The sequence below is a fragment of the Streptomyces sp. NPDC052496 genome, assembly GCF_040679095.1.
Lineage (GTDB): Bacteria > Actinomycetota > Actinomycetes > Streptomycetales > Streptomycetaceae > Streptomyces.
In genome coordinates, this window is the sequence record NZ_JBFAUH010000002.1 from 349,315 (window position 1) to 367,006 (window position 17,692).

General features: G+C 71.3%; 13 protein-coding genes. 5 read left to right on the plus strand and 8 right to left on the minus strand.

The window, feature by feature from the left end; genetic code table 11:
- Positions 1 to 23: 23 nt before the first annotated feature.
- The 4 genes from AB0L45_RS05040 to AB0L45_RS05055 form a co-directional block, all read right to left on the minus strand.
- Positions 24 to 3,833: a multifunctional oxoglutarate decarboxylase/oxoglutarate dehydrogenase thiamine pyrophosphate-binding subunit/dihydrolipoyllysine-residue succinyltransferase subunit gene (locus tag AB0L45_RS05040; protein ID WP_365836199.1), complete on the minus strand. Its 3,810-nt coding sequence runs from the start codon at positions 3,831 to 3,833 to the stop codon at positions 24 to 26.
- 237 nt (positions 3,834 to 4,070) lie between these two features.
- Positions 4,071 to 5,252, minus strand: a complete 1,182-nt coding sequence (locus AB0L45_RS05045; RefSeq protein ID WP_365836201.1) for a HAMP domain-containing sensor histidine kinase — start codon at positions 5,250 to 5,252, stop codon at positions 4,071 to 4,073.
- A complete protein-coding gene (locus AB0L45_RS05050) occupies positions 5,249 to 5,989 on the minus strand; it encodes a response regulator transcription factor (RefSeq protein ID WP_031001263.1) in 741 nt (246 codons plus the stop codon). The genes AB0L45_RS05045 and AB0L45_RS05050 overlap by 4 nt, the downstream gene beginning before the upstream one ends.
- Positions 5,990 to 6,067: 78 nt before the next feature.
- Positions 6,068 to 6,784, minus strand: coding sequence for a spermidine synthase (locus AB0L45_RS05055; protein WP_365836203.1), 717 nt, complete (start codon positions 6,782 to 6,784; stop codon positions 6,068 to 6,070).
- 432 nt (positions 6,785 to 7,216) lie between these two features.
- Here AB0L45_RS05055 and AB0L45_RS05060 point away from each other — a divergent pair, with 432 nt between their 5' ends.
- The 4 genes from AB0L45_RS05060 (at position 7,217) to AB0L45_RS05075 (ending at position 12,539) form a co-directional block, all read left to right on the plus strand.
- Positions 7,217 to 7,858, plus strand: coding sequence for a rhomboid-like protein (locus AB0L45_RS05060; RefSeq protein WP_365836205.1), 642 nt, complete (start codon positions 7,217 to 7,219; stop codon positions 7,856 to 7,858).
- Between the two features lie 10 nt (positions 7,859 to 7,868).
- Positions 7,869 to 8,258 (plus strand): VOC family protein, encoded by a 390-nt coding sequence (locus AB0L45_RS05065; protein ID WP_365836207.1) that lies wholly within the window; start codon positions 7,869 to 7,871, stop codon positions 8,256 to 8,258.
- 1,142 nt (positions 8,259 to 9,400) lie between these two features.
- On the plus strand, positions 9,401 to 11,809 hold the full coding sequence (lon, locus tag AB0L45_RS05070) for an endopeptidase La (RefSeq protein ID WP_365836209.1): 2,409 nt from the start codon (positions 9,401 to 9,403) through the stop codon (positions 11,807 to 11,809).
- Between the two features lie 133 nt (positions 11,810 to 11,942).
- Positions 11,943 to 12,539 (plus strand): Uma2 family endonuclease, encoded by a 597-nt coding sequence (locus AB0L45_RS05075; protein ID WP_365836211.1) that lies wholly within the window; start codon positions 11,943 to 11,945, stop codon positions 12,537 to 12,539.
- Positions 12,540 to 12,596: 57 nt separating this feature from the next.
- Here the strand turns inward: AB0L45_RS05075 and AB0L45_RS05080 are convergent, their stop codons facing one another.
- Positions 12,597 to 13,454 (minus strand): lysozyme, encoded by an 858-nt coding sequence (locus AB0L45_RS05080; protein WP_365836213.1) that lies wholly within the window; start codon positions 13,452 to 13,454, stop codon positions 12,597 to 12,599.
- Positions 13,455 to 13,765: 311 nt separating this feature from the next.
- On the opposite strand from AB0L45_RS05080, the gene AB0L45_RS05085 reads away from it, so the two are divergent.
- Entirely contained in the window at positions 13,766 to 14,281 is a 516-nt protein-coding gene (locus AB0L45_RS05085) for a MarR family transcriptional regulator (protein WP_365836377.1), read from the plus strand.
- Positions 14,282 to 14,380: 99 nt separating this feature from the next.
- On the opposite strand, the gene AB0L45_RS05090 is transcribed toward AB0L45_RS05085, so the two are convergent.
- From AB0L45_RS05090 to AB0L45_RS05100, 3 genes are all read right to left on the minus strand, one after another.
- Complete coding sequence (locus AB0L45_RS05090; RefSeq protein ID WP_365836215.1) at positions 14,381 to 15,748, minus strand: cytochrome P450; 1,368 nt, start codon at positions 15,746 to 15,748, stop codon at positions 14,381 to 14,383.
- Positions 15,749 to 15,784: 36 nt separating this feature from the next.
- Positions 15,785 to 16,522: a helix-turn-helix domain-containing protein gene (locus AB0L45_RS05095; protein WP_365836217.1), complete on the minus strand. Its 738-nt coding sequence runs from the start codon at positions 16,520 to 16,522 to the stop codon at positions 15,785 to 15,787.
- A 212-nt stretch (positions 16,523 to 16,734) separates the two neighbouring features.
- Complete coding sequence (locus AB0L45_RS05100) at positions 16,735 to 17,580, minus strand: protein phosphatase 2C domain-containing protein (protein WP_365836219.1); 846 nt, start codon at positions 17,578 to 17,580, stop codon at positions 16,735 to 16,737.
- Positions 17,581 to 17,692 lie beyond the last annotated feature (112 nt).

Below are 17,692 nucleotides of genomic sequence, written 5' to 3' on the forward strand. Positions count from 1 at the left end.
GCCGGGCCGGTACGGGCTACGTGCTACGCGTCGAACGCCTCGGCGATCAGCGCGGCCTGCTCGGCCTGGTGGCGCTTGGCCGAACCGACGGCCGGCGACGAGGAGTGCGGCCGCGAGATACGGCGCAGGCGCTCGCCGTGCGGCACGTCGGCACCGACGGACAGGTCCAGGTGGTCGATCAGGTTCAGACCCAGGAACGGCCACGCACCCTGGTTCGCCGGCTCCTCCTGCACCCACAGGTACTTGCCCGCGTTCGGGTACTTGGCGATCTCCGCCTGGAGCTCCTTGCCGGGCAGCGGGTACAGCCGCTCGATACGGACCAGCGCCGTGTCGAACGCGCCGCGCTTGACCCGCTCCGCCTCCAGGTCGTAGTACACCTTGCCGGAGCAGAAGATGACCTTGGTGACGTCCTCGGCCTTCGCCGCGCTGTCACCGATGACCGGCCGGAAGCCGCCCGTGGTGAACTCCGCCGTCTTCGACGACGCCGCCTTCAGACGCAGCATCGACTTCGGGGTGAAGACGACCAGCGGCTTGTGGTGCGGGTTGTGCACCTGCCAGCGCAGCAGGTGGAAGTAGTTCGACGGGAGCGTCGGCATGGCGACCGTCATGTTGTTCTGCGCGCACAGCTGGAGGAAGCGCTCGATACGGGCCGAGGAGTGGTCCGGGCCCTGGCCCTCGTAGCCGTGCGGCAGCAGCAGCGTGACGCCGGAGGTCTGGCCCCACTTCTGCTCCGCCGAGGAGATGAACTCGTCGACGATGGTCTGCGCGCCGTTGGCGAAGTCACCGAACTGCGCCTCCCACAGGACCAGCGCCTCCGGGCGGGCGAGCGAGTAGCCGTACTCGAAGCCCATCGCCGCGTACTCGCTCAGCAGCGAGTCGTAGACGTTGAAGCGCGCCTGGTCCTCGGACAGGTAGAGCAGCGGGGTGTAGTCCTCGCCGGTCTCCCGGTCCACCAGCACCGCGTGGCGCTGGCCGAAGGTGCCGCGGCGGGAGTCCTGGCCCGACAGGCGGACCGGGGTGCCCTCCATCAGCAGCGAGCCGAAGGCGAGGGTCTCGCCCGTGCCCCAGTCGATCGTGTCGTCCTCGACCTGGGCCGCGCGGCGCTGCAGCTGCGGCAGCAGGCGCGGGTGGACGGTGACCCGCTCGGGGATGTTGACCTGGGACTCGGCGATCCGCTTGACGACCTCCTGGGAGATCGCGGTGTCCACGGCGACCGGGAACTCGGCCTGCGGCTCCGGCACCTCGGGGGCGGCCGGGGCGGTGGTGGCCTCGCGGACCTCCGTGAAGACCTTCTCCAGCTGGCCCTGGAAGTCCTGGAGGGCCTGCTCGGCCTCCTCCAGCGTGATGTCGCCGCGGCCGATCAGCGACTCGGTGTAGAGCTTGCGCACCGAGCGCTTCTTGTCGATCAGGTCGTACATCAGCGGCTGCGTGAAGCCCGGGTTGTCGGTCTCGTTGTGACCGCGGCGCCGGTAGCAGATCAGGTCGATGACGACGTCCTTGTTGAACGCCTGGCGGAACTCGAACGCGAGGCGCGCGACCCGGACGACGGCCTCGGGGTCGTCACCGTTGACGTGGAAGATCGGCGCCTCGATCATGCGGGCCACGTCGGTGGCGTACATGGAGGAGCGGGCCGACTCCGGGGCGGCGGTGAAGCCGACCTGGTTGTTGATGACGATGTGCACCGTGCCGCCGGTGCGGTAGCCGCGCAGCTGCGACATGTTCAGCGTCTCGGCGACCACACCCTGGCCCGCGAAGGCCGCGTCACCGTGCAGCTGGACCGGCAGGACGGTGAAGTCCGTGCCGCCCTTGCCGATGATGTCCTGCTTGGCGCGGGCGATGCCCTCCACGATCGGGTCGACCGCTTCGAGGTGCGAGGGGTTGGCGGCCAGCGAGACCTTGATCTGCTCGCCGTCCAGGCCGGTGAAGGTGCCCTCGGCGCCCAGGTGGTACTTCACGTCGCCGGAGCCGTGCATCGACTTCGGGTCGAGGTTGCCCTCAAACTCGCGGAAGATCTGCGCGTACGACTTGCCGACGATGTTGGCGAGCACGTTCAGGCGGCCGCGGTGGGCCATGCCGATGACGACCTCGTCCAGGCGCGACTCGGCGGCCGAGTCGATGACCGCGTCCAGCAGCGGGATGACGGACTCGCCGCCCTCCAGCGAGAACCGCTTCTGGCCGACGTACTTCGTCTGCAGGAAGGTCTCGAACGCCTCGGCGGAGTTCAGGCGGCGCAGGATGCGCAGCTGCTCCTCGCGCTCCGGCTTGGAGTGCCCGCGCTCGACCCGGTCCTGGATCCACTTGCGCTGCTTGGGGTCCTGGATGTGCATGAACTCGATGCCGGTGGTGCGGCAGTACGAGTCGCGCAGCACGCCCAGGATGTCGCGCAGCTTCATCATGGTCTTGCCGGCGAAGCCGCCGACGGCGAACTCCCGCTCCAGGTCCCACAGCGTCAGCCCGTGCTCGATGATGTCGAGGTCGGGGTGCTTGCGCTGCTCGTACTCCAGCGGGTCGGTGTCGGCCATGACGTGGCCGCGCACCCGGTAGGCGTGGATCAGGTCGAAGACCCGGGCCGCTTTGGTGACGTCGTCGTCGTGGGAGACGTCGATGTCACGCAGCCAGCGCACCGGCTCGTAGGGGATGCGCAGCGACTTGAAGATGTCGTCGAAGAAGTCGTTCTCGCCGAGCAGCAGCTGGTTCATGATGCGCAGGAACTCGCCGGAGGCGGCGCCCTGGATCACGCGGTGGTCGTAGGTGCTGGTCAGCGTCATGACCTTGGAGATGCCCAGCTTGTTCAGGGTGTCCTGGGAGGTGCCCTGGAACTCCGCCGGGTAGTCCATCGCGCCGACGCCGATGATGAGGCCCTGACCGGGCATCAGGCGGGGCACGGAGTGGACGGTGCCGATGCCGCCCGGGTTGGTCAGCGACGCGGTGACCCCGGTGAAGTCATCCATCGTCAGCTTGTTGTTGCGGGCGCGGCGGACGATGTCCTCGTACGCCTGCCAGAACTCGAAGAAGCTGAGCGTCTCCGCCTTCTTGATGGCCGCGACGACGAGCTGGCGGTCACCGTTGGGCTTGACCAGGTCGATGGCCAGACCGAGGTTGACGTGCTCGGGCTTGACCAGCGTCGGCTTGCCGTCCTTCTCCTGGAAGGAGTAGTTCATCGACGGCATGGCCTTGAGGGCCTGCACCATCGCGTACCCGATGAGGTGGGTGAAGGAGACCTTCCCGCCGCGGGCGCGCTTGAGGTGGTTGTTGATGACGATGCGGTTGTCGAACAGCAGCTTCACCGGGACGGCGCGCACGGACGTGGCCGTGGGCAGCTCCAGAGAGGCGTTCATGTTCTTCGCGACAGCGGCGGAGGGGCCACGGAGGGTGACCAGTTCCGGGCCTGCGGGCGCCTCGTCGGCCTTCACATCGTCCTTCTTGACAGCGGGCTTTGCAGCGGGCTTGGCGGTCTTCGCGGGTTCGGCCTTCGCCGGGGCGGGCTGGGCGGGCGCCGGGGCGCTCGCGGCCGGCTGCGCCGGGGCGGCGGCGGGCTGCGCGGCAGGGGCCGCGGGCGCGCTCGGAGCCGCGGTGGCGGCCTGGGCCGGTTCGGCGGCCGGAGTGGCGGGGCTGCCGCCACTCGCCGGAGCCTGCGCGGCGGCGCCCGCTCCCGGCTTGTAGTCGGCGAAGAAGTCCCACCAGGCTCGGTCTACCGAGTTCGGGTCCTGGAGGTACTGCTGGTAGATCTCGTCGACGAGCCACTCATTCGGACCGAACGCGGCAGCAGGGTTCTTACCCTGCCCCTCTTGGTCAGTCGAAGTGCTCGAACTGTTGGGGGACTGTGGCGACACGGCGGCAACCGCCCTCTTCCGCTTCCTAAGGTGGTGGACAGCGGGAATAAAGGCTACGCCTCTCCGGACCTTTGGTGCAGTCCGGGGCCGTCAGTCGTCGTGCACGTCACATTCGTACAGGGGTTTCGGGGCATGACTGGGCGGGAAACACACCAGGTTCCTCTGCATTCGGGTACGCGGCATCGCCGCCGCACCCAGGACTGTGTGCCTCCGCCACCGACCCTACGACACCCGAGGTCAACCCCGTACGGAGTCGCTACCCGGAAGAGTGACGCGGATGCGGCAGCCGCGCGGTGATTCGGCCACCCGGATCCGCCCCCCGTGCAGATCCACCGCCCAGCGCGCGATCGCCAGGCCCAGCCCCGTACCGCCGTCGCTGCCCGGACCCGACGCCGCCGGGTCGCCCCGGTTGAACCGCTCGAAGACGTGGTGCCGCTCCGCCTCCGGGATGCCCGGACCCTCGTCCAGCACCTCCAGCTCCAGACCGCCGGGCGTCTCGCCGCCCCGCGCCAGCACCGTGACCCGGCCGTGCCGCGGGCTGTGCTTGATGGCGTTGTCGATCAGGTTCGCCACCACCTGGTGGAGCCGCTCGGCGTCCGCGTACGCGGTCAGCTCCGGCGGTGAGACGTCCAGATGCAGATGGACGTCCGTACGGGTGTGGGTGCCGGAGCCGGCCAGCCCCGAGAGCGTGGAGGCGCCCCGGCTCATGTTGGCCTCCTTCAGCACCCCCGACAGATACGGCCACACCTCGAAACGGCGGGCGTGCAGCGGCACCACCCCGTTGTCCAGCCGCGACAGGTCCAGCAGGTGCTCCACCAGCCGCCCCAGCCGCTCGGTCTGCTTCAGCGCCGTACGCATCGTCTCCGGATCGGGCTCGCAGACCCCGTCCACCACGTTCTCCAGCACGGCGCGCAGAGCCGCTATCGGGGTACGCAGCTCGTGCGAGACGTTGGCGACCAGCTCCTTGCGGTGGGTGTCCACCGCCTCCAGGTCGGCGGCCATCCGGTTGAACGCGTCCGCCAGGTCACCGAACTCGTCCCGCCGCCCGCCGCGCACCCGGCGGGTGTAGTCACCGTCCGCCATCGCCCGGGTCACGTCCGTCATGTCGTCCAGCGGCGCCGTCAGGCCCTGCGCGACGAACTGGGTGACCAGCAGCGAAGCGATGATCGAGAAGACCGTGATGACCCGCAGCTCGGTGTCGGAGTGGATCGCGACGAACACCAGCAGCGTCGTGATGATCACCGAGACGATGACCAGCGCGCCGAGCGCCGCCTTGACCGAGCGGTACGGATCCAGCGGCCGCAGCCCCTCCCAGACCCGCCGCCAGAACGGCGCCCAGACCCGCTCCCGCAACCCGTCCGGCGGGTGCTCGCGGTCCTGGCGTCCGGCCCGCTCCCTCTGACGGGTGGGGGCCGTCATACCGGCGGGGTCTCCAGCGCGTACCCGACGCCGTGCACCGTACGGATGCGCTCCGCGCCGATCTTGCGGCGCAGCGCCTTGATGTGACTGTCGACCGTACGGGTGCCGGAGGCGTCCGCCCAGTCCCACACCTCGGCCAGCAGCTGCTCACGGGAGAGCACCGCGCGCGGCGTGTTCGCCAGGCACACCAGCAGGTCGAACTCGGTCGGCGTCAGGTGCACGTCGGTGCCGCGCACCCGCACCCGGCGCTGCGCGTGGTCGATCTCCAGCTCACCCAGGCGCAGGATGCCGCTGCGCGGCGTGTGCGCGGCCAGCGCCGCCCGCTCCACCCGCCGCAGCAGCACGTGCACCCGGGCCGCCAGCTCCCGCATGGAGAACGGTTTGGTCATGTAGTCGTCCGCGCCGACACCGAGACCGACCAGCATGTCCGTCTCGTCGTCACGCGCGGTGAGCATCATGACGGGCACCGGACGCCGCGCCTGCACCCGGCGGCACACCTCCAGCCCGTCGAAACCCGGCAGCATGACGTCCAGGACCAGCAGGTCCGGCTGCCAGGCCTCCGCGGTGTCCACCGCGGCCGGGCCGTCGGTCGCCGTCTGCACCTGGAAACCCTCGGCGCGCAGCCGGGCCGCGATGGCGTCCACGATCGTCGGGTCGTCCTCCACGACGAGGATCCGGCGCTGGGCGCCGGGCGTGGCCGCGGCGGTGCCGCCCTGGGTGGTCTGCGTCTGATCCATCGCCCGCCCCTGCGTGTCCCCGTGCTGCATGGTCGCGTACTGCTGGGCAGCAGCGTAAGGGCAGGCCGCGACCGTCGGCTACGCGCCCTTGCGCGCGAGGTGCACCACGTCCGGGACGCCTCGGACAACGGGGATCTCTTCGGTACGTACGCCGGTGAACCCGGCATTTCGCAGAGCGTCCTCGAACGCGGCGGACGGCTGCGCCGACCACACGGCGAGCACGCCGCCGGGCGTCAGCCGCTCCCGGCAGGCCGCGAGACCGGCGGGGGAGTAGAGGCCGCCGTTGTCCTCGGTGACGGTCCAGTCCGGCCCGTTGTCGATGTCCAGACACAGCGCGTCGAACACCCGCGGCCCGGCGCCCTCCCGTACGTACGCCACCAGATCGGCCGCCACGACCTCCGTGCGAGGGTCGGCGAGCGCCGCCCCCGACACGGCGGACAGCGGCCCGTCCCGGTGCCAGTCGATGACCGCGGCCTCCCGCTCCACCACCGTGATCCGCCCCCACCGGGCCTCCTCCGCGGCCCTGACCAGAGAAAACCCGACCCCCAGCCCGCCGATCAGCACACTGGCCGAGGTCCGCCCGGCCCCCAGCTCCGCCAGCGCCGCATCCACCAGCAGCCGCTCGGACCGCCCGTCCGAGGTGTCCATCAGAAAACACCCGTTGGCGATGATCTCGAAGTGCGCGCCCCGCTGCCGCAGGACCACTTCGCCGTACGGGCCCTCCCGGCGGTCGAGCACCCGCGGCTCGGCGGGTGCATGCACGGAGTCAGGCATGGCGTGTGCGGGATGAGACATGACGGCCATCCTGACCAATCGAGCCGGGACGGGTCCAGCCGATGGCCGCGCCCCCCCGACGCGGCGGTGGGTGACGCACATCACGGCCACAGCTCACTCATGGGTTGAACGTGCAGGCTGTGCCCCACGTAGACCTCCAGAAGGCCAGCGAACGAAAGGGGCCGGGCACCAGTGAGCCGGGCGAACGCGGCAGAGAAACCGCCTTGCGGCGGGGAGGCGCTGGGCGGGGGGCCGGGCGCTGGGGCCGCGCGGTGCGTTGGGGTCGCGCGGCGCGTTGGGGAGGTGCCGCTCGCCGGGACGGTGCCGTGCGTTGAGGTCGCGCCGTGCGCCCGGGCGGTGCCGCTCGCCGGGGGCGTGCCGCCTGCCGGGGCCGTGGCGCCGTCGTCCGCCGGGGCGACCTGGCCGGCCCGGACCGCCCGGACCGCCCGGAGGATGCCCAGACCCTGGCGTCTGCTCCCCGGGCCCCGGAGCACCCCCTTCACCTTCCTCTACACCCTCCTCCTCGTAGCGACCTCCCTCTTCGCCGAGTACGCCGACCCCGACCTGGTCCTCACCCTCCTCCAGGGCTCCAGCACCGACGTCGAACACCTGGCCCACGCGCCCCTGCTGGTGCTCGTCGCCAGCGCCCTGTGGATCGCCGGCGGCATGACCTCCGCGTACGCCATCGCCTTCCTGTTCGTCCTGACGGCCCTGGAGCGCCGGGCCGGCGCCCTGCGGACGGCCGCCGTCTTCTTCGGCGGCCACGTGGTCGCGACGCTCGCCACCGAACTCCCGGTCGGCGCCGCGGTCGCCCTCGGCCAGCTCCCCGCCGACTCCCTCCAGCGCCTCGACTACGGCATCAGCTTCGGCGTGATGGCCTGCACCGGCGCCCTGGCGGGGCTGCTCCCGACCTGGGCCCGGTGGCCCCTCCTGGCGGGCGTGGCCTGGTACACCGTCAGCACCCTGCTGGACTCGGCGGATCCCGTCAGTGACTCGGGCCACCTGCTCGCCCTCGTCCTCGGCACCCTCAGCTGGCCCCTGCTGCGGCGCCCGCGCGTGCCGCGGGCCGGGACGGTTGTCAGTGGCCGTTGCTAGCTTGCTGAGCATGCGCATGATTTTCGTCAATCTGCCGGTCAAGGACATCGCCGCGTCCCGCGAGTTCTTCGCCCGCCTCGGCTTCACGTTCAATCCGCAGTTCTCCGACGAGCACACCCTGTGCATGGTCGTCGAGGAGAACATCTGCGTCATGCTCCTCCAGGAAGAGCGCTTCCGGGACTTCATCAACGGCGACATCGCCGACGCCGCGAAGACGAAGGAAGTCCTCACGTGCCTGTCCTGCGACAGCCGCTCGGAGGTCGATGAGATGCTCGCCAAGGCTCGCGGGGCTGGGGCGAGCGTGTGGAAGCCCGTGATGGAGGCGGGGCCCATGTATGGGGCGAGCTTCCAGGATCTGGACGGGCATGTGTGGGAGTTGATGCACATGGCTCAGGGGTAGCGGGTCGGTCTCGCACTTCGCGCGAGGGTTTGCGCTGTCGCGCGGCTCGCAGAGGTTGGTGCCGGGGGCGGGGGCGCGCAGGGGGCCATCTCCTCGGCACCGTGTACGCAGCCCGGGACGTGAGGTGAACCCGGGCTCCCGGCTGACCTGCGGGGATGGCCCCCTACACGCCCCCTCAGGCCGGTTTGGCGAGGCCGGGACAGCTGGGGGGAGTCTGTCGATCACCCTGGTGTACCCCCACCACATGGTGAGGCTCACGCCGGGGCAGGGGCGTGGCCCCACTGCACGCGCCCTGAATCGCGGCCCGGATGCCTGCCCGCCTCCCTCGCGCTTCGCGCGAGGTTTTGCGCTGTCGCGCGGCTCGCATAGGTAGGTGCCGGGGCGGGGGCGCGCAGGGGGCCAACTCCTCGGCACCGTGTACGTCGCCCGGGACGTGAGGTGAACCCGGGCTCCCGGCTGACCTGCGGGGATGGCCCCCTACACGCCCCCTCAGGCCGTTTGGCGAGGCCGGGACAGCTGGGGGGAGGGTGTCGATCACTCTGGTGTGCCCTGACCATATGGTGAGGCTCACGCCGGGGCCGGCACGTCATTCCGCGTCACGTGAGCGTCATAAGGCGGCCCGGATGCCTGCCCGCCTCCCTCGCGCTGCGCGCGAGCAAGGTCCCCCGCTGCGCGCGAGCAAGGTCCCCCGTGCTGCGCGCGAGCAAGGCCTCCCCGTGCTGCGTGCGAGCAAGATCCCCTCGCGCTGCGCGCGAGTGAGCTTGTGGAATTTTCGCCCCGATGGCGGGATACCCGCAAACGGCGCGGGCTCGGGGACATACAGGGGTCTCCCCGCAGGTCAGCCGGGAGCCTGGGTTCACTTCACGCCCCGGGCGACGTACACGGTGCCGAGGAGTGACCCCTGTGTGGCCCCGAGCCCCCACCCACCGGACCCATCGCGCACAACGCGCACCCCCACAAGGCCCCCACACCCCCACACCAGGCCGGCGCACCCCAAAGCCCGTCCGGCGATTGAGGACAACAGGAACCCCAGCCACAACAAACCCCAGCTGATCGCTCACAGCGAACAAGGAGCAGGGAACAACCGCGCACCCCCAAGCATTGAGTGGACATAGCTCAACTTGCCTGCCGAAGGGGAGATCATGGCTTCGTCGTCCACACCGCTCACCTTGCCCGTACTGCCCCTGGATGACGAGGTCGTCCTCCCCGGCATGGTGGTGCCCCTGGACCTGTCCGAAGCGGACGTCCGCGCCGCCGTGGAGGCCGCGCAGTCCGCTGCTGCTCCGGGTAACAAGCCGCGAGTGCTGCTTGTGCCCCGGGTCGACGGCTCGTACGCGGACATCGGAGTGCTCGGCCGCGTCGAGCAGGTCGGCCGCCTGTCCGACGGCGACCCCGGCGCACTGATCCGCGGCCTCGGCCGGGTCAGGATCGGCGCCGGTACCACCGGCCCCGGCGCCGCCCTGTGGGTGGAGGGCACCACCGTCGACGAGACGGTGCCCGACCCCCTGCCCGGTGCCGTCACCGAGCTGGTCAAGGAGTACAAGGCGCTGGCCACCGACTGGCTCAAGAAGCGCGGCGCCTGGCAGGTCGTGGACCGCGTCCAGCAGATCGAGGACGTCGCGCAGCTCGCCGACAACTCCGGCTACTCGCCGTTCCTGAGCACCGAGCAGAAGGTGCAGCTGCTGGAGACCACCGACCCGGTGGCGCGGCTCAAGCTCGCCACCGAGGCGCTGCGCGACCACCTCGCCGAGCAGAACGTGGCGGAGTCCATCGCCAAGGACGTCCAGGAAGGCGTCGACAAGCAGCAGCGCGAGTTCCTGCTGCGCCGCCAGATGGAGGCCGTCCGCAAGGAGCTGGCGGAGCTGAACGGCGACCCGGAGGACGAGGGCGAGGACTACCGCGCCCGCGTCGAGGCCGCCCAGCTGCCCGAGGACGTCCGCAAGGCGGCCCTCAAGGAGGTCGACAAGCTGGAGCGGTCCAGCGACCAGAGCCCCGAGGGCAGCTGGATCAGGACCTGGCTGGACACGGTGCTGGAACTGCCGTGGAACGAGCGTACGGAGGACGCGTACGACATCCCCGGCGCCAAGGAGATCCTGGACGCCGACCACGCCGGCCTGGAGGACGTCAAGGAGCGCATCACCGAGTACCTGGCCGTGCGCAAGCGGCGCGCGGACCGCGGTCTGGGCCTGGTCGGCGGGCGCCGTGGGGGCGCGGTGCTGGCGCTGGTCGGGCCGCCCGGTGTCGGCAAGACGTCGCTGGGTGAGTCCGTGGCCCGTGCGATGGGCCGCAAGTTCGTGCGGGTCGCGCTCGGCGGCGTACGGGACGAGGCGGAGATCCGCGGCCACCGGCGTACGTACGTCGGCGCGCTGCCCGGCCGCATCGTGCGCGCGGTCAAGGAGGCCGGCTCGATGAACCCGGTCGTCCTCCTGGACGAGATCGACAAGGTCGGCTCGGACTTCCGGGGCGACCCGGCCGCGGCCCTCCTCGAAGTCCTCGACCCGGCGCAGAACCACACCTTCCGGGACCACTACCTGGAGGTCGAGCTGGACCTGAGCGACGTGGTCTTCCTGGCCACCGCCAACGTCCTGGAGGCGATACCGGAGCCGCTGCTCGACCGGATGGAGCTGGTCCGGCTGGACGGTTACACCCAGGACGAGAAGGTCGTCATCGCCCGCGACCACCTGCTGCCGCGCCAGCTGGAGCGGGCCGGCCTGGAGCCCGGCGAGGTCACGCTCACGGACGAGGCGCTGCACAAGCTGGCCGGGGAGTACACCCGCGAGGCGGGCGTACGGAACCTGGAGCGGGCCGTCGGCCGGCTGCTGCGCAAGATCGCGGCCCAGAGCGAACTGGGTGAGCGCGAACTGCCGTTCACGGTGGGTGTGGACGAACTGCGCCCGCTGATCGGGCGTCCGCACCACACCCCGGAGTCGGCCCAGGACCCGGCCGAGCGGCGGACGTCCGTACCGGGCGTGGTCACCGGCCTCGCGGTGACCGGCGCGGGCGGCGACGTGCTGTACGTCGAGGCGTCGCTCGCCGACCCGGAGACCGGCGCGTCCGGCCTCCAGCTCACCGGTCAGCTCGGCGATGTGATGAAGGAGTCCGCGCACATCGCGCTGTCCTTCCTGCGCTCGCACGGCGCGGAACTGGAGCTGCCGGTCGGTGACCTGAAGGAACGAGGCGTCCATCTGCACGTACCGGCGGGGGCCGTGCCGAAGGACGGCCCGAGCGCGGGCGTGACGATGACGACGGCGCTGGCCTCGCTGCTGTCGGGGCGGCAGGTGCGCCCGGACGTGGCGATGACCGGTGAGGTCTCGCTGACCGGGCGGGTGCTGCCGATCGGCGGCGTCAAGCAGAAGCTGCTCGCGGCGCACCGGGCGGGCATCACGACCGTGGTCATTCCCAAGCGCAACGAGCCGGACCTGGACGACGTCCCCGCCGAGATCCTGGACAAGCTGGACGTCCACCCGGTCTCCGACGTCCGCCAGGTCCTCGACCTGGCTCTGACCCCGGCCTCGGCCCCGGCCGCCCCGGAGGTCCCGGTCGCGGCGTGACGGACGCGGCCAGCCACGGCGGCCCGGAGCTCCCCTGACCCGGGGCTCCGGGCCGCGCGTGTCTCGAACGCCGTACGTATCGTTGTACTGCGCGACTGCCCGCGGCACAGCGGCAGCGGGGAGGAGCGGCACGGTGACCATCGCAGCGACCGACAGGACCGAGATGGCCGACAGCGACCAGCAGAACCTGGACACCTTGTTCGAGCTTCTGTGCGACATCGTCCCCGAGGGCTACAAAGCGGAGATCGTCGGGGGGGCCATCCATATGTCACCCCAGCGTCGTGTGCACTGGACGATCATCAGGCGGGTGCTGCGGCAGTTGGAAGACCGCTTCGGTGATGAGGCGGGAATCGACACGGACGTCCGTCTGGACCTTCCTGGCTACTGCAACGGCTTCGCTCCGGACCTGTACAAGATCGCGGACGGTGCCGAACCGGACGCCAAGGGACGCTGGCGGTACCAGGATGTGGAGTTCGTCCTCGAAGTCATCTCGCGAGGGACCGCCGTGAACGACTACGGCCCGAAGAAGGCCGCCTACGCCGCCGGTGGCATCCCCGTGTACTTGATCGCGGATCCGTATACGGGGCTGTGCCACCTCCACACGATGCCGAAGGACGACGAGTACCGCGCGTACCGCACGCTCGACTTCGGGATGCCGATCGACCTCACCGACACCCCGCTCGGAATGATCCTGGCGACCGACGGCTTCCCGAGGGAGCCACAGGACTGAGAGTCCGGCCGGATACGGGCCCCGGACGAGGGCGGGCCGCGCCGGGGCCCGCGTCCCTCACCCGTCGGCCAGCGCCTGCAACCGGTCGTACGCCCCGTTGAACCGGTTCCGGTCGCCGACCGTGGTGCCCGACGACGTGTACTGCCAGATCGTGTGGAAGTCCCAGCCGGCCGGGAGTTCGCCGACGGAGCTGCCGTAGCGGGGGATCCACAGCGGGTTGACGGAGCCGAAGCCGGCGTAGTTGCCGGTGCACTGTTTCCACCAGCTGGTGGAGGTGTAGATGACGGCGTCCCGGCCGGTGCGCGCCTTGTACGTGGCGAAGAAGTCCTTCATCCAGCTGATCAGGCCGGACGCGCTCTTGCCGTAGCAGGTCGAGCCGTACGGGTTGTACTCCATGTCGAGGGCGCCGGGCAAGGTGCGGCCGTCCTTGGACCAGCCGCCGCCGTGGTCGACGAAGTAGTCGGCCTGGGCGGCGCCGCTGGAGGTGTCGGGGGTGGCGAAGTGGTACGCGCCGCGGATCATGCCGACGTCGTAGGAGCCGTTGTACTGCTGCGCGAAGTACGGGTTGGTGTAGCTGGTGGACTCGGTGGCCTTGACGTAGGCGAAGCGGACCCCGGCGTTCCACAGCGTCTGCCACGGGACGTTGCCGTTGTGGCTGCTGACGTCGACGCCTTCGACGGAGGCGCGGGTGGGCGGCGGCGCCTCACCCGGCGCGTCCCCCTCGTGCCGGGCGACCTGGGAGCCGGCCCAGTCCTGGCCGGGATGGGTGGGTTCGGGGGCCGGTCCGTACGAAGCGGCGCCGGCGGTGCCCGGCAGCCCGAGGAGGAGGGCCAGGACGGTGAGGAGGATGCCTGTCAGGGGCATCGCCGGGCGCGGGCGGCGACGGTTGGCGGGGCCGGATCTGTGCACGGGCATACGTGCCTCCGAGGATCTCGGTGAACTGACCTGAGGGGGACCGGCCGGGCAGGCCGCTGCGCGCCGCGGGGCGCGCGGAGCGGAACGAGGGGGGTGAGTGGCGCGGCCGGGCCCGGATGGTGTGGTCATGCCAAAACGTGCGGACGACGGTACGCGCGTAGATACGCGGGGCAAAGAGGGGCGCCGGGCTTCCGTTGGTCTAATCCTGCGAAATACTGGACAAGCTGCGGCTTCGGCCGCCGCCGCGGGAAACTTTCACGGTCCGGAAAGCGGGAGAGGGCGCTGACGTGCACAACACCAGACCCGACGACATGGCAGGGACGGACGAGTCCCACGGTGTGGACCAGGTGTTCCTCTCCCTGGAGCGGGAGTTGGCGGTCTTCCTGCGCCGGGCCCGTGCCACGTCCGGCGAGCTGGCGCGCCAGGTGCACCCGGAGCTGGAGTCGGCCGCGTACGGCCTGCTCGTGCGCCTCGCCGACGCGGGGCAGCAGCGGGCCACCGAACTGGCGAGTTTCTTCGGCGTGGGCAAGGCGACGATGAGCCGGCAGCTGCGTGCCCTGGAGGACCTCGGTCTGATCGCCCGCGAGCCGGACCCGGCCGACGGCCGGGCCGTCCTGGTCCGCCTCACCGACGAGGGGCACGACCGGTTCGGCCGCGTACGCAACAGCCGCCGCGCCCAGTACGCGCGGCGGCTCGCCTCCTGGGACCGCCGCGAGGTGGCGGAACTGGCCCGCCTCCTGCACCGCTTGAACGGTGAGCAGGACGCGGAGGAGGGGTGCGGGGCGCTCGGCAGGGGCGCGCGCGGCGGGAAGGGCGACAACGGCTGAGAGCCGGTGCGCGGGCCCCGGCGGGGCGGTGCGCACCGGCTCCCGGCCGGTCGTCCGTGACGGCCGTCTCCTCCGCGGACGGCCGGCATCCGGTACGGGTCAGTCCGCCGCGTGCAGCCGCAGCGGCAGCCGCCGCAGCCGCCAGACACCGGGCTGCCGCATGCGTTCCCGCTCCTCCAGCTCTCCGTGGGGCAGGGCGAGCGCCAGGTCCGGGTAGCGGGCGAGCAGCTTGCCGAACGCGACCTCGGCCTCCTGCCGGGCGAGCGAGGCGCCCAGGCAGTAGTGCATCCCGTGCCCGAAGCCGACGTGGTCCTCGGCGCGGCCGGCCGGCTGCCGCGTCAGGTCGAGCCGTTCCGGCTCGGTGTAGTGCCGCGGGTCGTGGTTGGCCGCGACGAGACTGAACATCAGCGCGTCGCCCTGGCGGACCTGGACGCCGGCCACCTCGGTGTCCTCGGTGGCGTACCGCAGCTGGGTGGTCTGGATCGGCCCGCACCAGCGCATCAGCTCATGGACCGCGCGCGGCAGCAGGGCCGGGTCCGCGTCCAGCAGGCGCCGCTGGTCGGGGTGGGTGAGCAGGGCGAGCGTGCCGTTGCCGATGAGGTGGGCGGTGGTCTCGTGGCCGGCCAGCACCAGGGTGAGGACCATGGTGACCATCTCGACGTCGCTCAGCCGGCTGCCGTCGTCGTCCTGCGCCCGGATGAGCCCGCTGAGCAGGTCGTCCCGCAGGGCGGCGCGCCGCTCGCGGATCACGCCGTGGATGTGCTCGATCATCGCCGGCATGGTGCCGCCGATGCGCCGGGGTTCCAGCGAGGCGAGGTCGGCACCGAACCGCCGCCACAGCGCCCGGTCCGCCTCGTCGATGCCGACCAGCTCACAGATGACCGTGATGGGCAGCGGGTACGCGAAGTGCTCGATGAGGTCGACGACGCCGTCCTCGGCATGGCCGGGCAGCCCCTCCAGCAGCTCGTCGGTGATCCGCTCGACGCGCGGCCGCAGGTCCTGGATACGGCGTGCGGTGAAGGCCCGGGAGACCAGGCGGCGCAGCCGGGTGTGGTCCGGCGGGTCGCTGGTGAGGATGGTGTCCGTGAGGTACGGGGCCAGATGCTCGGGGATGCCGAACAGCTCGATCAGACGGGCGCGCGGGTCCTTGTCCGTACCGATGCCGGGCACCAGCGACGGGTTGTTGACGAACCGCGGGTCACGCATCACCTCACGGACCACGTCGAAGCGGGTCACGAGCCAGACGGGCAGGTCGTCGATGAACCGGGCGCGGACGAGCGGCGCTTGCTCGCGCAGCGTGCCGTAACCGGTGTACGGGTCGTCCAGCAGCTCCGGCTCCATGACGTTCGGCTCGCCGGGGTGCAGGCCTACGTAGGAGGGCAGGGCGCCGGGCTTGCTGTCGGCGCCGGCGGTCGAGGGGGAGGCGGGCGGGGTGGCCGCCGCGGACCCGGTGGGCGATGTGGTCATCGTGCGTTCTCCTCCTGATCAGGGTGTGACCGGGGGTCACTGGCGGAGTTGACGCCGCACTTCCTGCCGGCTCAGCTCCTCCAGGCGCGCGAAGCGCGTGATGATGCCGGGGGCCGCCGCGGCGGTGACCTGTGGGTCGGGCTCGCCGGGCGGTTCCAGCGCGGTACGGACCGTGTGGCACAGCAGGTCGGCCCGCTCCTCCGCACGGGCCGGGGCGCGTTCGGGGAACAGCACCTCGGCCTGGAAGAAGCCGGTGGCCGTCGACATGCAGACGTACATCTGCTGGTCGATGCCGAGGTCTTCGCGTACCAGGCCGTGGGCGCGCAGGGTGGACAGCTGCCACCGCAGGGTCTCGGTTCCTGCCTCGACCAGCTCCGCCAGTTCCTTCCTGGCGATGTCGTTCAGCCGCCCGAGGATGTCGGAGTCGTCCAGGTAGAGGGCGCGCAGTACCGGGTCGTCCATGAAGTCCAGGAGGGATCCGCGCAGTGCGCGGCTGGGCAGGATGTTGCGGCTGTCGGCCCGCATCCGTTCCACCTGCCGGCGGTGGTCGGCCGCCTTGGCGCGGAGCACCACGGCGAGCAGCAGCGCGTCCTTGTTCTTCCAGTGCAGATAGACGGTGCCTTTGCCGACGTCCGCCCGGCGGGCGATCTCGTCCGCGGTCACGCGGCGGTAGCCCCAGGCGAGCAGCAGCTCGCACGCGGCGTCCAGGATGCGTTCGCCCCGTTCCGTACGCGCGTCGGCCTGCACGGCTCCCCCTGACTCCGTTGACTCCATGACCGGATTTCTCATCCGGTCATGGAGTCAACGGTAGGCAGGAGGCGACAGCCGGGGGAAGGCCGTTTCCGGCCGTACGGCGCGAAACGTCCGGCGGAGGGCGGAGGGCGGAGGGCGGAGGGCGGAGGGCGGAGGGCAGACGGCAGACGGCAGACGGCAGCCAGCAGCCAGCAGCCGGCGACCCGCCCCGGTCCCCGGCCCTCGCCCCCGGTTCACGGCTCGACCAGCACCACCGTCGCGTCGTCGTGGGACTTGCCGCGCGGGAACCGCGCCCCGTGCGGGTCGGCGTCCTCCAGGGCCCGTACCCGGTCGACCAGCGCCTGGGGCCCCTCCTTGCGCACCACCGCGAGGCAGTCCGCCCATGACCCCTCCCCGAAGACCTCGACCCACCGTGACGCGCCGTCACTGAGCGCGGCCAGCGCCCGTACCTCGGCGCGCGGGACGGAGCCGGTGACCGCGCGGGCGGCCACCGCCGGGTCGGCCGCCGCGGTGAAGAAGCCGCCCTCGGCGTTGCGCAGCGCCTCGACCGCCGCGCCGTACTCACGGCCGGCGACGGCGCGTTCGGCGGAGCCGCGCGGCAGGGCCCGTACGGCGTCGCGCAGGGCCTGTACGGCGGGCGGCAGTTCGTCCAGGCGGGTGTCCAGGACGGGGCGGACCGTACCGTCCGGATGCTCGACGAGCAGGGCGGAATCGGACAGGACGAGGTACTCGACGGTCGTCGGCGACCACCGGACGGCCACCGCGGTTGCCTGCGGCGTACGGGCGTGAGAAAGGTCACAGGTCGAGCGATGAACTTCGGCCGTCCGGGAGATGGCGGCCGAAAGTGTCTCAGGGAGCGTCATATCCCGGAATGAACCGGACAGTTCGAGCATTGCTCCCCCGAGTCGCGCGGTGTACCACGGCACCCCGTGGGTGCACCCGGTCTCGTGCGGCGGCGGGGTCACGCCGTCCAGGAGGACCAGGACTCCGCCCTGGCCGGAGGCGGGCAGGGCGACGGACGCGTAGTCCTCGTTCGGGTGTTGGGGGTCTCCCGGCTCGGTGGCCAGTTCGATGCGCATGACGGCCAGTGTGCCGGAGCGCGTCCGGTTTCCCGCGGTGTGCCGTCTTCGCCGGGCTCCGAGGCGTATCAGCAGGTCAGGGACGTGACATGGGGCTGAAAAGTGCGGCCCC

Bases quoted from the DNA above. Each gene is read 5' to 3' on its own strand.
- AB0L45_RS05045 (WP_365836201.1), bottom strand. From the start codon at position 5,252: ATGACGGCCCCCACCCGTCAGAGGGAGCGGGCCGGACGCCAGGACCGC.
- AB0L45_RS05050 (WP_031001263.1), bottom strand. From the start codon at position 5,989: ATGGATCAGACGCAGACCACCCAGGGCGGCACCGCCGCGGCCACGCCC.
- AB0L45_RS05055 (WP_365836203.1), bottom strand. From the start codon at position 6,784: ATGTCTCATCCCGCACACGCCATGCCTGACTCCGTGCATGCACCCGCC.
- AB0L45_RS05060 (WP_365836205.1), top strand. From the start codon at position 7,217: ATGCCCAGACCCTGGCGTCTGCTCCCCGGGCCCCGGAGCACCCCCTTC.
- AB0L45_RS05065 (WP_365836207.1), top strand. From the start codon at position 7,869: ATGCGCATGATTTTCGTCAATCTGCCGGTCAAGGACATCGCCGCGTCC.
- lon (WP_365836209.1), top strand. From the start codon at position 9,401: ATGGCTTCGTCGTCCACACCGCTCACCTTGCCCGTACTGCCCCTGGAT.
- AB0L45_RS05080 (WP_365836213.1), bottom strand. From the start codon at position 13,454: ATGCCCGTGCACAGATCCGGCCCCGCCAACCGTCGCCGCCCGCGCCCG.
- AB0L45_RS05085 (WP_365836377.1), top strand. From the start codon at position 13,766: ATGGCAGGGACGGACGAGTCCCACGGTGTGGACCAGGTGTTCCTCTCC.
- AB0L45_RS05090 (WP_365836215.1), bottom strand. From the start codon at position 15,748: ATGACCACATCGCCCACCGGGTCCGCGGCGGCCACCCCGCCCGCCTCC.
- AB0L45_RS05095 (WP_365836217.1), bottom strand. From the start codon at position 16,522: ATGGAGTCAACGGAGTCAGGGGGAGCCGTGCAGGCCGACGCGCGTACG.
- AB0L45_RS05100 (WP_365836219.1), bottom strand. From the start codon at position 17,580: ATGCGCATCGAACTGGCCACCGAGCCGGGAGACCCCCAACACCCGAAC.